The organism is Leifsonia sp. NPDC058230, assembly GCF_042882245.1.
Taxonomy (GTDB): Bacteria; Actinomycetota; Actinomycetes; order Actinomycetales; family Microbacteriaceae; genus Leifsonia.
This window is the reverse complement of the sequence record NZ_JBHVWM010000002.1, coordinates 727414-741642: the sequence shown is the minus strand read 5'-3', so window position 1 is coordinate 741642 and position 14229 is coordinate 727414. Positions and strand designations below refer to the sequence as shown.

The window sequence follows — 14229 nt, the reverse complement described above, 5'->3', positions numbered from 1 at the left end:
TTTGGCTTGCATCCATGGGGAGCGCAGGTGTCTCGGCTACTGTTATGCCAGACATCCGCGTCGCATGCCGCGGGGAACGGGTTGTGGGAAACGGGGACATGAACAGTCGCATCCTGGTTGTCGACGACGACACCGCGCTCGCCGAGATGATCGGCATCGTGCTGCGAACCGAGGGTTTCGATCCGGTCTTCTGCGAAGACGGCGCGCTCGCCGTCGACACCTTCCGTTCCGCCAAGCCCGATCTGGTGCTTCTCGACCTGATGCTTCCCGGTCTCGACGGTATCGAGGTCTGTGCGCGCATCCGTGCCGAATCCGGTACTCCCGTGATCATGCTGACCGCGAAATCCGACACCGCCGACGTTGTGAAGGGCCTGGAGTCCGGCGCCGACGACTACATGGTGAAGCCGTTCAACCCGAAGGAGCTCGTCGCGCGCATCCGCACGCGGCTGCGGCCCGCATCCGCGGCCCCCGCCGCCGAGCTGCTGCGCATCGGCGACCTCGTCGTCGACGTCGCCGGCCACGAAGTGAAGCGCGGGGATGCGCGCATCAACCTCACCCCGCTGGAATTCGACCTCCTGCTCGCACTCGCCTCCAAGCCGCAGCAGGTATTCACCCGCGAGATGCTGCTCGAGCAGGTCTGGGGCTACCACTACAAGGCCGACACCCGGCTGGTCAACGTGCACGTTCAGCGCCTGCGGGCGAAGGTCGAGCAGGATCCGGACAACCCCAAGATCGTCATGACGGTGCGCGGCGTCGGCTACCGTGCCGGCGCCGTCACCTAGCGCGAGTTCGACGATGCGGTACCGGTGGATGGACGGCGAGTGGTGGCGGCAGGTGCCGCCGCGGCTGACGCGGCTCTGGCGCACCTCGCTGCAGGTGCGCACGGTCGCGATCACGCTGTTGCTGACCGGAGCCGCCATCCTTGTGACGGGCGTCTACATGTCGCTCAGCATCAGCAACGACCTCTACCAGTCGAGGCTCGATCAGGCTCTGCGCGACTCGAGCCGCGCGACGACGACGGCGCAGTCCACGCTGAACGCCTCCGACGCCTCCACAGGCGATGCGGGCCGAAATCTCCTGAACTCCGCCCTGCAGGATGTGCAGTCGGCCACGTCCAGCCGCCTCATCGCTGCGTACCGGGTGCCGGGCCAGGATGCGGCCACGCCGTCGCCGCCGGACAGGTCGAGCCCGGGCCTGAACGACGTCATCTCCAGCGAACTGCGCGCTGAGGTGCAGAAGGGCGGAACGAAGCAGTTCTACCAGTCGGTCGCCCTCCCCGGCACAGACGGCAACACCGATCCCGGTCTCGTCGTCGGTACTCAGCTGACCCTCCCGAGCTACGGGCACTACGAGCTGTACATCGGCTACAACCTGCGCGACGCCGAGAACACGCTCGTGTTCGTCCAGAACACGCTCGCGCTCGCGGGGCTCGCCCTCATCCTGCTCGTCGGCGCCATCACCTGGGTGATCGTGCGATTCGTCGTGCAGCCCATCCGGGTCGCCGCCGAGACGAGCGAGCGACTGGCCGCGGGGGATCTCGCGGTGCGCATCCCCGAGCGGGGTGAAGACGTCTTCGCCTCTCTGGCGCGATCCTTCAACGGGATGGCCGACAGCCTTCAGAGCCAGATCAACCAGCTCGCAACCCTCTCCCAACTGCAGCAGCGCTTCGTGTCGGATGTGTCCCACGAGTTGCGGACGCCCCTGACGACCATCCGGCTCGCGGGCGATGTCATCTACGACCAGCGCGAGAGCTTCCCTCCGGCGACGGAGCGCACGGCCGAACTGCTGCACACGCAGATCGAGCGATTCGACCGCCTGCTCTCGGATCTGCTCGAGATCAGCCGGTACGACGCCGGATCCGTGGCTCTCGAGCCCGAGCCCACCAATCTCGTCCGCCTGGCCGACGACACAGTCGACGAGATGAGGACGCTGGCCGACCAGAACGGCTCCGAACTCCGGCTCGACGCCCCCGGCGGCTACTTCGACGTCGCCATGGATCCGCGCCGCATCCGCCGCGTCGTGCGAAACCTCCTGGGCAACGCCATCGAGCACGGCGAGGGCAAACCGGTGATCGTCACCGTCGACAGCAATGAGAGCGCGGTCGCGCTCACCGTGCGCGACTACGGGCTCGGGATGAGCCAGCAAGAGGTCAACCACGTCTTCGACCGGTTCTGGCGGGCGGACCCTTCGCGCAAGCGCACGATCGGAGGAACGGGCCTCGGTCTCGCCATCTCCCTCGAAGACGCGACCCTGCACGCGGGCTGGCTGCAGGTGTGGTCCGCCCCGGGCGCCGGTTCGTGTTTCCGGCTCACCTTGCCGAGAGTGATCGGACGCGAGATCGCCTCCTCGCCGCTGCCGCTCCCGCCGTTCGACGCCGGGGCGACGGACGCGCAGGCCGAGTCCGCTCTCGGAGCCGAGACGGAGGCCCGCACATGAGCGCTCGCAGACTACCGACCCGCCGTCCATCGATCCGTCGGGGCCGGGTCGCGCGCATCCTCACGGGTGGACTGGCGGCCCTGCTGCTGACCACTCTCGCTGCGTGCGCGAGCATCCCGGAGTCGGGACCGGTGCGCCAGGGTGCACCGATCGCTCAGGTCACCGATCCGCTCGACCTCGACTTCAACCCGTCGCCGCCCGAAAAGGGCGCATCGCCGCAGCGGATCGTGCAAGGGTTCATCGACGCCGCCTCCAGCCCGAAGAACGGATTCGAGATCGCCCGCGAGTACCTCACCGCGAGTATGTCGGCGAGCTGGAACCCGGATGAGTCGGTCACCGTCGACGACGGACGCAGTCGCACGCTCGAGAACGACGGCAACCAGTGGACCCTCGACGTGATACCGGTGGCCAATGTCGACAGCGGCGGTGCGTACCATCCGGTCGCCACGAAGGCCCCGGTCACCCTGGGATATCAGCTGCGCAAAGAGGCCGGCGAGTGGCGGATCGCCGCGGCGCCCAACGGCGTCGTGATCGACGACCCCACCTTCCGCGCCGTCTACTCGCAGCAGACGATCTACTTCTTCAGCCCCGACTTCCACTACATGGTTCCGGATGCGCGCTGGTTCCCCGCCCGCGTCGCGAGCGCGGCCACCCGCGCCACCAAGGCCGTGCTCACGGGACCGTCGAAGTGGCTGGCCGGTGCGGTGTCGAGTGCCTTCCCGCAGGGCACCGAGCTCTCGGTTCCCGCCGTGACCACGGAGGGTGGCGAGGCGCGAGTCGACCTCAGCTCCGAGGCCGGACGCGCCGATTCCCTCACCATGCAGCGGATGCAGCTCCAGCTGGAACTGAGCCTCGGCACGTTGGCCCAGTCCGTGCAGCTCTCGATCGAGGGCAGTGTGCAGCAGGTGTCACCGCTCAGCGCCGCGAACGCGCCGATCCAGGATCCGCCGGTCGACTCGCATCCGATCGTCTACCGTTCCGGTGCTTTCGGGCTGCTGAGCGGAACGACCGTCACCGACCTGAGCGGCCTCAGCGACCGGATCGTCGCGCTGCAGCCGGCCGCCGTCGCCTTGGACGCGGCCCGCGACCAGGCCGCTGTGCTCTCGCAGCATTCGGCGTACTTCGTGCGCAAGAACTCCGAAGCGCTCAAGGTCGACTCGCGGCCCGACCTGATCGCGCCGGCCATCGACAATGACGGCTGGCTCTGGTCGGTGCCGTCCTCGGCGCCCGGCGCACTGCAGGTGTTCGGCCAGGATGGCGCGCCGCACGCGGTGAAGACCGATTGGCCGGGAGCCACGCGCATCCTCTCGTTCGCGGTCTCACGCGACGGCACACGACTCGTCGCCGTCCTTCAATCGGGCGCCTCATACTCGCTCGTGGCCGTGGGGATCACCCGGGGAGAGAACGGGCTGCCGACCGCTCTCAGCGAGCCGCTCGAACTCGCGCTCGGCCCGGGGACCCCGCAGTCGGTCACCTGGACGGGTGAGCTCGGCGTCGCGGTCCTGAGCTCAACGGGCGACGACGGGAGTTCGATCGCCGAGCAGACCATCGGCGGCCAGCTGACGTCGACGGCCGGCCCGAGCGGCGGTGTCACCATCGTCGGCGCGGGCGGTCTCTCGCGTTACCTCGTGCTCACGTCTGGCGGTTCGCTGCAGGCGCCGACGGGAACGGGCTGGCAGGCGCAGGCCGACAAGGTCGGAGCGGTCGCCGTGCAGCTGGGGCAGCCGTAGTCCGCTCCTCGTTTCCCCCTCCACAGGCGTGCGTTCGAGGCGGTTCTCCACCGATCGTCGACGGTAGTGCACCGATGCTCGGGATTGCCGGAGCCTCGACATGTGACCCCAGCCAGCATCCTGAGAATCGCCGCTCCACTCGTTCGCGAAGCCGTGCTCGACGCGTTCGCCGTGCTCCTGCCGGTGTCCTGCAGCGGGTGCGGCCGCGCCGACCGTTCACTCTGTCCGCGCTGCGTGACCGCCCTCTCACCACGGCCGGTGCCGGTGCGTGACGCCGGAGCGGGACCGCCGGTCTGGGCGTCGCTCGACTACTCAGGTGTGGCTCGCGCGGTGCTGATCGCATACAAAGACGGTGGGCGAACGGATGCGGTGGCACCGCTGGCCCGGGCGCTCCGGGCATCCGTCGCCGCGGCTCTCACCGCCGTGCCGCCGCCGTCCCGTGCCGGGGGAGTCGTGCTGGTCACGATCCCGTCCACCCGGGCCGCCTTCCGCAGACGCGGCTACCACCCCACCGCCGCGGTGCTCCGGCGAGCGGGACTGAGTCCCCGCGCGGTGCGGCGTGCTCTGCGGCTCACCAGGCAGGGATCCGACCAGGCCGGGCTGACCGGCGAGCAGCGGATGCGCAACCGCGCCGGATCCCTCGTCGCGTCACCGAAACTGGCCGCCCGCTCGTGCCTCATCGTCGACGACATCGTCACATCCGGGGCCACCGTGCGCGAAGCGGCGCGAGCGATCGAGGACGTTGGCGGCATCGTGGTCGGCGCCGCCGCAATCGCCCACACCGCGCTTCGGCGAGCTCACAGGCAGGCGGGGGATTCGCACAGCGAACGTCCCGCAGATCCACCGCGTTTGCCTGTTCACTTCGACGCGAGACGGCACTACGGTAGTCGAAAAGGCGTGGATGACCCGCCCTTCGTGATTCGGGCGAGAGACACGTCAGATCAGGGAGGTCGGAATGGACATCAACATCGTCGGACGAAACCTGGACATCACTGATCGGTTCCGCGAATACGCGACAGAGAAAACCGCAAAGGTCTCACATCTCGCCGAACGAGCTATCTCGTTCGAGATCAAAGTGAGCCGTCACAGCGAGAAACTCGGCACTCAGATCGGCAACGATCGCGTCGAACTCACCCTCGTCGGACCCGGTGCTGTCGTGCGCGCGGAGGCGACAGGAGCGGACAAGTACGCGGCATTCGACGTCGCGATCCAGAAGCTCCTCGAACGCGTGCGCCGCGCGAAGGATCGACGGAAGGTGCACCGCGGTCAGCGGCGGCCCACGTCGCTCCGCGAAGCGAGCACCGACGGGTTCAGCGCTGTCGGGATCGCGGCGGCCCCGGTCGCTGTGCTCGACCAGGTTCGCACGGGGAGCATCCCCGTGGTCTCCGACGAGTCCGCTGCGGCTCCTGAGGCGGACGACGACTACTGCCCCGTCGTCATCCGTACGAAGGTGTTCGCCTCTGTGCCGATGAGCGTCGACGACGCCCTGTACTACATGGAGCTGGTCGGCCACGACTTCTACCTCTTCATCGATCACGACACCGAGCGGCCGAGCGTCGTCTACCGCCGCAAAGGCTGGGACTACGGTGTGATCTCGCTCGACGAGGAGGCCGAGGAACTGCAGGAGGTCGCGACCGCGAGCCGCAAGCTCGGCAGCTAGAACAGCAGCATCCGCAGTGTCGATGGATGTCGCCCAGGCGGCGGCATCCATCGACTTGCGCTCTCAGGAAAGCACCCGCTGAACCGACTAGCATGGGAGAGTTTCGACACGGGCGATCGTCGCCTGAACAGACCAAGTGGAGTGCATAGGTGGCCTCAGTACTGGAAAAGGTTCTCCGCGTCGGCGAGGGCCGCACCCTCCGTCGGCTGGAGGCATACGCCAAAGCCGTGAACGCGCTCGAAGACGACTTCAGCGAACTGACCGATGAAGAGCTGATGCACGAGACGGTCGAGCTGCGCGAGCGCTACAGCAACGGCGAGTCCCTCGACGATCTGCTGCCGGAGGCCTTCGCGGCGGTGCGCGAAGCCGCCAAACGGACCCTCGGGATGCGTCACTTCGACGTGCAGATCATGGGCGGCGCCGCACTGCACCTCGGCAACATCGCCGAGATGAAGACCGGTGAGGGCAAGACCCTGGTCGCCACCACCGCCGCCTACCTGAACGCGATCGCCAGCCGTGGCGTGCACGTCATCACCGTGAACGACTACCTCGCGAGCTACCAGTCGGAGCTGATGGGCCGCGTGTTCCGCGCGCTCGGCATGTCCACCGGTGTGATCCTCGCCGGTCAGACTCCGGAGGAGCGTCGTGAGCAGTACGCGGCCGACATCACGTACGGCACGAACAACGAGTTCGGCTTCGACTACCTGCGCGACAACATGGCGTGGCAGGCGAGCGACATGGTGCAGCGCGGCCACTTCTTCGCGATCGTCGACGAGGTGGACTCGATCCTCATCGACGAGGCGCGCACCCCGCTGATCATCTCCGGCCCGTCTTCCGGCGAGGCGAACCGCTGGTTCAACGAGTTCGCGAGCCTCGCAAAGCGTCTCGAGCCCGACGTCGACTTCGAGGTCGATGAGAAGAAGCGCACCGTCGGCGTTCTGGAGCCGGGCATCGAGAAGGTCGAGGACTACCTCGGCATCGACAACCTGTACGAGTCGGCGAACACACCGCTCATCTCGTTCCTCAACAACGCCATCAAGGCCAACGCACTGTTCAAGCGCGACAAGGACTACGTCGTGATGAACGGCGAAGTCCTCATCGTCGACGAGCACACAGGACGCATCCTGATGGGTCGCCGCTACAACGAGGGCATCCACCAGGCCATCGAGGCCAAGGAGGGTGTCGAGGTCAAGGCCGAGAACCAGACCCTCGCAACGGTCACGCTGCAGAACTACTTCCGCCTCTACAAGAAGCTCTCCGGCATGACCGGTACCGCCGAGACCGAGGCCGCCGAGTTCATGAGCACGTACAAGCTCGGTGTGGTCCCCATCCCCACCAACAAGCCGATGCAGCGCAAAGACCAGGCCGACCTCGTCTACAAGAACGAGCAGGCGAAGTTCGCGCAGGTGGTCGAGGACATCGCGAAGCGTCACGAGGACGGCCAGCCCGTCCTCGTCGGTACGACGAGCGTCGAGAAGAGCGAATACCTGTCGCGTCTGCTCGCCAAGAAGGGCGTGCGCCACGAGGTCCTGAACGCGAAGAACCACGCTCGCGAAGCTGCGATCGTCGCGCAGGCCGGACGCCTCGGATCCGTCACCGTCGCCACCAACATGGCCGGCCGTGGAACCGACATCATGCTCGGCGGCAACGCCGAGTTCCTCGCCGTCGCCGAGATGAACGCCCGTGGGCTGTCCCCGGTGGATACGCCGGACGAGTACGAGGCCGCGTGGGACGACGTCTTCACTGCGGTCAAGGAGAAGGTGCAGGAGGAGGCCGACAAGGTCGTCGCCGCCGGCGGTCTCTACGTGCTCGGTACGGAGCGGCACGAGTCGCGTCGTATCGACAACCAGCTCCGTGGTCGCTCCGGACGTCAGGGCGACCCCGGCGAGAGCCGGTTCTACCTGTCCCTGACCGACGACCTCATGCGCCTGTTCAACGCCGGCGCGGCGGAGAGCCTGATGGGCCGCGGAAACGTGCCCGACGACCTGGCGATCGAGTCCAAGGTCGTGAGCCGCGCCATCCGGAGTGCCCAGTCGCAGGTCGAGGCACGCAACGCCGAGATCCGCAAGAACGTTCTCAAGTACGACGACGTCCTCAATCGTCAGCGCGAAGCGATCTACGGCGACCGACGCCACATTCTCGAGGGCGACGATCTGCACGAGCGCACGCAGCAGTTCCTCACCGCCGTGATCGATGACATCCTGGACGCCCACACCGGTGATGGCAACGGCGACGACTGGGACTTCGACGCGCTCTGGGGCGAGCTGAAGACTCTGTACCCGGTGGGTGTGACGATCGACGAGGTCATCACGGAGGCCGGCAACAAGGGCAAGATCAATCGCGACTTCATGCGGCGTGAGATCCTGTCGGACGCCCGGATCGCCTACCAGCACCGCGAGGAGTCGCTGGGCGCACCCGCCATGCGCGAGCTCGAGCGGCGGGTCGTCCTTTCGGTGATCGACCGCCGTTGGCGCGACCACCTCTACGAGATGGACTACCTGAAGGACGGCATCGGCCTGCGAGCGATGGCTCAGCGCGACCCGCTGGTCGAGTACCAGCGTGAGGGCTACGCCATGTTCCAGCAGATGATGGGCTCCATCCGCGAGGAGACGGTCGGCTTCCTGTTCAACCTCGAAGTCGAAGTCAACCAGGCTCCCGGCGAGGTCGAGGTGCCCAACGTCGCGGCCAAGGGGCTCGGCCGCGGTCAGAGCGACACCGGGCTCAGCTACTCGGCTCCGAGCGACGACGGTGGCGTCGAGGTGCGCAACCAGCGCGGGCAGATCGAACAGGCGGCGACGGCTCGCGCCCAGCGTGCTGCTCAGCAGCAGGCCGTGCCCGCAGCACCGCCCGCACAGGGCGCGACCCAGCGTGGCGCATTCGGTCAGAAGATCGAAGGGGACGAGCCGGCGCCGACCAACCGCGCTGAGCGCCGGGCGCAGGGCAAGAAGCGCTAGCCGCCCGACACCGTGTGACCACCTGTGGCCGTCCCATTCGGGGCGGCCACAGGTGGCGCCGGGCCCACCGATCGGTTGCGCCTAGAGCACGGTGATGGCACTGGCGCGCCAGCGATCGTCGAGAGCCTCCAGCCTGATCGCAACGGCCCGGGAACGAGATCGCTGATGCACCATGACGACGGCTTCGACCACGCCCTCTCGGGGGTGGGTGACCATCGGGCTGCCGATCGAGAGACGCGGCCGCCGAGCCTGGCCGCCGGTGATCGCCCGTGAGCGCGCGGCGATGGTGACCCGGCGCAGCAGGGTCGTGTACACGTCGTCGGAAACCCAACGGGCGACCTGATCGAGCGATCTCACGCCGGCGATCACCTCGGTCACGCACCGCGCGAGATTGATCAGCAGCGGAGCGGGATCGACGAGGTCGCCGGACCGGCTCACGCGGAAGTCGAAGTCGAGGACCGACCGGTCCGCATCCCCGGCCGCATGCGGTGGAGGCGTGACGTGCCGGAAACGGCGTTGCGTCGACTTCACGGGCCCCGCAGCGGAGGCCACCTGCCTCACGGTACGGGTGCCGTGGTCGAGCTCGAGTGCTGTGCTCATCGAAAGTTCCCCCTCATTTCAAATGCCGCGCCGCGGCAGTCTTGGCCGACGTCGTGGAACCACCCCGCTCCTGTCGGACGTCGCGTGGCAGCTACTCAATCAGGGGGAGACACGGAGTGTCCAGGGCACCAACGCGGTGTGGATAACTTTCGTCATCAGTTCACGGATCTGCCTAGACTAGAGCCCGTGTCGACGCTCAGTGATCTCGTGCTTGCCCAGGGCCGTTCTTCGGAGGCCGATGTCGAATGGCTGCACGGGCTGGTCGGCGATTGGCAGCTCCTCGCCGACCTCGCCTTCGCCGACATCGTGCTCTGGGTGCCGACCGCCGACGACGGCTTCGTCGCAGTTGCGCATGCGCGACCGTCCAGCGCTGCCACCCTGTTCTACCGGGACTTCGTCGGCCAGCGGATCAAGGCCGAATGGCAGCAGCAGGTCACTGAAGCGTACGAGACGAAGCAGATCATCGACACCTCCGCACCGGACTGGTTCGAGGAGACCCCGACCAGAGTGCGTGCCGTGCCGGTCATCCGCCGGCTCAACGTCAACTCGCAGCAGACGGCGGAGCTGCCTGTCGCGGTGATCACGAGACACACCAACCTGAGTGAGGCGCGCACACCCAGTCGTCAGGAACTCACGTTCAACGACTGCGCGAACGACCTCTTCAACATGATCGCCACGGGAGACTTTCCCGACCTCGGCGCCCCGACCGGTCCGCGGCGCGGCGCCCCCCGGGCCTCGGATGGTCTGATCCGGCTCGACGTCGACGGGACGACCACATTCGCGAGCCCGAACGCCCTGTCGGCGTTCAACCGGATGGGATTCACCGACGAGCTGGAGGGGGAGTCCCTCGCCACTGTCACCACCCGGCTCCTGACCGGCCGGATGACCGTGGACGAGTCCCTGCCGCTCGTCGTGACCGGCCGCGCCCCGTGGCGCACCGATATCGAAGCGCGCGGCGTCACCGTCTCGCTCCGCGCCATCCCGATCCGCAATCGCGGGGAGCGGGTGGGTGCGATCGTGCTCTGCCGCGACGTGAGCGAGCTGCGCCACCAGGAACGGGAGCTCATCACCAAGGATGCGACCATCCGTGAGATCCATCACAGAGTGAAGAACAACCTGCAGACTGTCGCTTCACTGCTGCGCATCCAAGCCCGCAGAACCCACTCCGAAGAGGCTCGCGAGGCGCTCAGCCAGGCCATGCGCCGGGTCGCCGCGATCGCCGTCGTCCACGACACGCTCTCGACCGGTCTGGCGCAGATCGTGGACTTCGACGATGTGTTCGATCGTGTGCTGCTCCTGGTCGCCGAGGTCGCATCCAGTCACAACACGACCGTGCATCCCAAGTCGTCCGGCAGCTTCGGATCGCTGCCCAGCGAGTACGCGACCCCGCTCGCTCTCGCGCTCACCGAGCTCGTCACGAACGCGGTGGAGCACGGGCTCGCAGGCCGGGAGGGTCAGGTCGAGATCATCGCCGACCGATCCGAGGAGTCCCTCACGGTCAAAGTGGTCGACAACGGCTCCGGGCTGCCGGAGGGCAAAGTGGGGAGCGGGCTCGGCACGCAGATCGTCCGCACGCTCATTCAGGGCGAACTCGGCGGCACGATCGACTGGCACACAATGATGGGGCAGGGAACCGAGGTCACCATCGAGGTTCCGCTGCGCTATCTGACGAAGGCCTGAGGGCTTCGTCGTGCCCGAGATTCCCCTGCGCTCCCTCCGGCGCTAGGTGTGTGAGGGAGCTGCAGAGGCCTCGGAAGCGCCATAGCTGCGCTGTGACTGTCCCCGGTGGGGGAGGTGTGGGCTTAGGAGGCGCGACGGGCGCGAGCGGCGCGACGCTTGAGGGCGCGACGCTCGTCTTCGGAGAGGCCGCCCCAGACGCCCGAGTCCTGGCCGGTCTCGAGGGCATACTGCAGGCAGATCTCCGTGACGGTGCACCGGGCGCAGACGGCCTTGGCCTTGTCGATCTGGTCGACGGCGGGTCCTGTGTTCCCGACCGGGAAAAACAGTTCGGGGTCCGCTGTGAGGCAGGCAGCTTTATCGCGCCAGTCCATGGAGGTGCTCCTTAATTGCTGTGTGCATGGCCGATCGGCCTAGAATGCGTGGTAAGCAGTCGAGCTACAGGGTTCAATGATCCTTGGGGAATAGACCTGCCCACGACCCTGTGAGCGCTAACTCGACCCCAAATATGCTCCCATAGCAGTTAACTCGAATCAATAGTTTTGTATGAGAAAGTGCCGTGCGTTTGTCGCGGTGTGGCACTGGCTTTACATCCCCGTAACCATCCGGATGTACTATCCGGCGTCTGATCGCCGAGCACGCGCATCCCGCCGTCGGATTCGCAAATGCGAACGGGTGCCCGAATGGCCGATATGATCATGCGCGTGCCGGAGCCTGTGACCAACATCCTCGTATCGCGCCTCCAGCCTCTGGACGGTCTTCGCGTGTTCGCCGTGATCGCCGTATTCGCCTTCCACGCCTTCGGTGACAGGATGCTCGGCGGCGAGGTGGGCGTCGACGTGTTCTTCGTGCTCAGCGGCTTCGTCATCACCCTGCTCCTGCTGCGCGAGTGGACGGTGACGAAGAAGATCCGCCTCGGCAGGTTCTACTTCCTGCGGCTCGCCCGGCTGTGGCCCGCGCTTCTCGCCGTCTGCGCCGCGGTCGCGGTCATCGCGATCTTCCGGCACGATCTCCTGTATCGCAACGGCGCCATCGACTCGATCTGGTCCGCCATCTACGCGGAGAACATCGTCAGGGCCGCCACGCCGATCGATGTTCTGACGGCCAGCCCGCTCGGACACACCTGGACGCTCGGTGTGGAGGAGCAGTTCTACCTCGTGTGGCCCGTGCTCGTTCTCGTGCTGCTGCGGTTCATGCCCATCGGCAAGGCCGCCGTCTGCACGCTGATCCTGGCCTTCGTGCCCCTCGCCATGCGAATCCTCCTCTGGGACGGTGGCCTCGGCGCGAACCGGGTGACGAACAGTCTCGACACCCGTGCCGATCAGCTCCTGTTCGGATGCGCCCTGGCACTCGCTCTCGTGGGATCGCCGGCGGCGGCGCGCTTCATCCAGCGATTCACGAAGTGGGCCATGTGGCCCGCGGGCGCCGTACTGGCTTGGATCGCACTGTTCTTCCCGTACCGGACGCTGACTCCCGGGTGGCTCGCCTACCACCACGTCTACGGATTCGTTGTCACAGGGCTCCTGGCGGCGATACTCATCGGCGGGCTTGCAACCAATGGACGAAGTCTGCTCGCTCGTGTGCTCGCTGTTCGCTGGCTGGCCTGGCCCGGACGCAATCTCTCCTACGGCTTCTACCTCTGGCACTACGTCGTGCTCGCGTCGATGCCCGTCTTCCCGGCGCCGCAGACCGTGCGGGTCGGTGTCTCGTTCCTGGTCACCGCAGTGCTGGCACTGGCCTCGTGGCGATTCATCGAGACGCCGATCCGCGAGTGGGCTCGAGCCCGAGTGAATTCGCGTGGCGTCCGTCCGGCGACCACCGGCGCCGTCGCGACGCCGGTCGAGAGCTAGCCGGTCGCGAGCGTCTGACAGCCCTACAATGTCGGAATCCCATGAATGACGTAGACCCGACCCCCGAGCAGGCCAAGTCCGCCCGTCCACCCCTGCTGATCGCGCTCGCTGTGATCCTCATGCTCGAGGCCCTGCTGGTGACCGGAGCGGCCGTCTGGCTGCTCGTCGAGCTGCTGACGGTGGTTCCGGAATCGTACGCGAGCGCGATCGCGATCTTCGTTCTGGTCGCGCTCACCGCGGTGTGGATCGCTGCGACGGCGATCGCCGCGCTGCAGTGCCGCGGCTGGTCACGCGCATCCGCCGTGACCATTCAGGTGCTGCAGATCGCCGTCGCTGTCGGCAGCTTCCAGGGCTTCTACGCCCGTCCCGATCTCGGCTGGGCGCTGCTCGTCCCCGCGCTCGCCGGCATCGTGCTCGCCCTGACCCCGCAGGTCGTCAGAGCAACGACGCGCAACACCACGCAACACGAATAGGAGAACAGCGGGAACAAGTTCGAGACTGAAGGCGTTATGGCAAATATCGTGTCTGAATCGTCTGCCCTCGAGGCTCCCGCATCCGCCCTTGCCAGCCCCGCGACAGTAGAACGCTCACGCGCCGCTCACGCGGCCTGGCGATCCGGTCGCCTCGCGTCCGTCGTCGGCCCCACAGGCAACCTGAGCCTGATCGAGACCCGCTGGCTGCAGCCGGGCGATGAGACGACGGCGCAGGATGCACTGGCCGGTCACCCGTCGACGGTCACCGCCACAGAGTTGTCGCGCACCGACCTCGAGACCGGCGAGCCCCAGCGCGGGATTCGGCTCTGGGACGCGAACTCTCCGGCCATCCGGGAATTCGAGACGATCACAGCTTTCCCCTTCAACCCCGACTGGGTCATCGAGGCCGACTTCACCCCCGTCGCCGGCGAACGCCGCGTCGCGTTCGAGCACATCCGCGACAACGGGGGGACGCGCGACCTCGTCGTGCCGGGCGACATCACGTTCAGCCGTGACGGCGTCGACTACAGCCTGAGCGCCTTCGACGACGACGGCACGCTCCTGCTCGTGTTCGGCGACGCGACGAACGGCCTGCCCGGTTCCGGCGGAACGTACGCATCCGGTCGCTTCCTCTTCGTCGAGCACGTCGGCGACCGTGTGATCCTCGACTTCAACCAGGCATTCGTGCCCCCGTGCGGATTCAGCGACCAGTACAACTGTCCGCTCCCGCCGCGGAACAACCGCTTCGCGCTGCCCGTCGAGGCCGGCGAGAAGCAGGTCGTCTTCCGCGACGGCTTCGCGCACTGACGTTTTTCACCCTCACTTCATTTCACACACAGCACACAGGAG

General features: G+C 67.0%; 12 protein-coding genes. 10 read left to right on the top strand and 2 right to left on the bottom strand.

Features of this window, described 5'->3' with window-relative positions:
- The first annotated feature begins 98 nt into the window (after nucleotides 1-98).
- From mtrA to secA, 6 genes are all read left to right on the top strand, one after another.
- Nucleotides 99-782: an MtrAB system response regulator MtrA gene (mtrA, locus tag ACFVV0_RS09160; RefSeq protein ID WP_387061372.1), complete on the top strand. Its 684-nt coding sequence runs from the start codon at nucleotides 99-101 to the stop codon at nucleotides 780-782.
- 13 nt (nucleotides 783-795) lie between these two features.
- The gene (gene mtrB / locus ACFVV0_RS09155; RefSeq protein ID WP_387061369.1) at nucleotides 796-2436 is read left to right on the top strand and encodes an MtrAB system histidine kinase MtrB; all 1641 of its coding nucleotides are present in this window, start codon (nucleotides 796-798) and stop codon (nucleotides 2434-2436) included.
- Nucleotides 2433-4166 carry a GerMN domain-containing protein gene (locus ACFVV0_RS09150; RefSeq protein ID WP_387061366.1) on the top strand — a complete coding sequence of 578 codons (1734 nt, stop codon included), beginning with the start codon at nucleotides 2433-2435 and terminating at the stop codon, nucleotides 4164-4166. The genes mtrB and ACFVV0_RS09150 overlap by 4 nt, the downstream gene beginning before the upstream one ends.
- Nucleotides 4167-4268: 102 nt before the next feature.
- A complete protein-coding gene (locus tag ACFVV0_RS09145; protein ID WP_387061363.1) occupies nucleotides 4269-5162 on the top strand; it encodes a ComF family protein in 894 nt (297 codons plus the stop codon).
- Nucleotides 5122-5826, top strand: coding sequence for a ribosome hibernation-promoting factor, HPF/YfiA family (hpf, locus tag ACFVV0_RS09140; protein WP_387061360.1), 705 nt, complete (start codon nucleotides 5122-5124; stop codon nucleotides 5824-5826). Before ACFVV0_RS09145 ends, hpf begins: the two co-directional genes overlap by 41 nt.
- A 149-nt stretch (nucleotides 5827-5975) precedes the next feature.
- Entirely contained in the window at nucleotides 5976-8780 is a 2805-nt protein-coding gene (gene secA, locus ACFVV0_RS09135; protein ID WP_387061356.1) for a preprotein translocase subunit SecA, read from the top strand.
- A gap of 81 nt (nucleotides 8781-8861) precedes the next feature.
- Here the strand turns inward: secA and ACFVV0_RS09130 are convergent, their stop codons facing one another.
- Entirely contained in the window at nucleotides 8862-9380 is a 519-nt protein-coding gene (locus tag ACFVV0_RS09130; RefSeq protein WP_387061354.1) for an Rv3235 family protein, read from the bottom strand.
- A gap of 186 nt (nucleotides 9381-9566) precedes the next feature.
- On the opposite strand from ACFVV0_RS09130, the gene ACFVV0_RS09125 reads away from it, so the two are divergent.
- Nucleotides 9567-11060 carry a sensor histidine kinase gene (locus tag ACFVV0_RS09125; protein WP_387061350.1) on the top strand — a complete coding sequence of 498 codons (1494 nt, stop codon included), beginning with the start codon at nucleotides 9567-9569 and terminating at the stop codon, nucleotides 11058-11060.
- 122 nt (nucleotides 11061-11182) lie between these two features.
- Here ACFVV0_RS09125 and ACFVV0_RS09120 read toward each other — a convergent pair whose 3' ends face one another.
- Nucleotides 11183-11431: a WhiB family transcriptional regulator gene (locus tag ACFVV0_RS09120; protein ID WP_018190103.1), complete on the bottom strand. Its 249-nt coding sequence runs from the start codon at nucleotides 11429-11431 to the stop codon at nucleotides 11183-11185.
- Nucleotides 11432-11740: 309 nt separating this feature from the next.
- On the opposite strand from ACFVV0_RS09120, the gene ACFVV0_RS09115 reads away from it, so the two are divergent.
- Genes ACFVV0_RS09115 through ACFVV0_RS09105 form a run of 3 tightly spaced genes read left to right on the top strand, consistent with a single transcriptional unit; the run spans nucleotide 11741 to nucleotide 14187 of the window.
- Nucleotides 11741-12907: an acyltransferase family protein gene (locus ACFVV0_RS09115; RefSeq protein WP_387061347.1), complete on the top strand. Its 1167-nt coding sequence runs from the start codon at nucleotides 11741-11743 to the stop codon at nucleotides 12905-12907.
- A 41-nt stretch (nucleotides 12908-12948) separates the two neighbouring features.
- Entirely contained in the window at nucleotides 12949-13380 is a 432-nt protein-coding gene (locus tag ACFVV0_RS09110; RefSeq protein WP_387061344.1) for a hypothetical protein, read from the top strand.
- A gap of 36 nt (nucleotides 13381-13416) precedes the next feature.
- Entirely contained in the window at nucleotides 13417-14187 is a 771-nt protein-coding gene (locus tag ACFVV0_RS09105) for a DUF1684 domain-containing protein (RefSeq protein WP_387061342.1), read from the top strand.
- The last annotated feature ends 42 nt before the right edge of the window (nucleotides 14188-14229 follow it).

Coding starts and splice junctions, on each gene's coding strand:
- mtrA (WP_387061372.1), top strand. CDS start 99: ATGAACAGTCGCATCCTGGTTGTCGACGACGACACCGCGCTCGCCGAG.
- mtrB (WP_387061369.1), top strand. CDS start 796: ATGCGGTACCGGTGGATGGACGGCGAGTGGTGGCGGCAGGTGCCGCCG.
- ACFVV0_RS09150 (WP_387061366.1), top strand. CDS start 2,433: ATGAGCGCTCGCAGACTACCGACCCGCCGTCCATCGATCCGTCGGGGC.
- hpf (WP_387061360.1), top strand. CDS start 5,122: ATGGACATCAACATCGTCGGACGAAACCTGGACATCACTGATCGGTTC.
- ACFVV0_RS09130 (WP_387061354.1), bottom strand. CDS start 9,380: ATGAGCACAGCACTCGAGCTCGACCACGGCACCCGTACCGTGAGGCAG.
- ACFVV0_RS09120 (WP_018190103.1), bottom strand. CDS start 11,431: ATGGACTGGCGCGATAAAGCTGCCTGCCTCACAGCGGACCCCGAACTG.
- ACFVV0_RS09115 (WP_387061347.1), top strand. CDS start 11,741: ATGGCCGATATGATCATGCGCGTGCCGGAGCCTGTGACCAACATCCTC.
- ACFVV0_RS09110 (WP_387061344.1), top strand. CDS start 12,949: ATGAATGACGTAGACCCGACCCCCGAGCAGGCCAAGTCCGCCCGTCCA.
- ACFVV0_RS09105 (WP_387061342.1), top strand. CDS start 13,417: ATGGCAAATATCGTGTCTGAATCGTCTGCCCTCGAGGCTCCCGCATCC.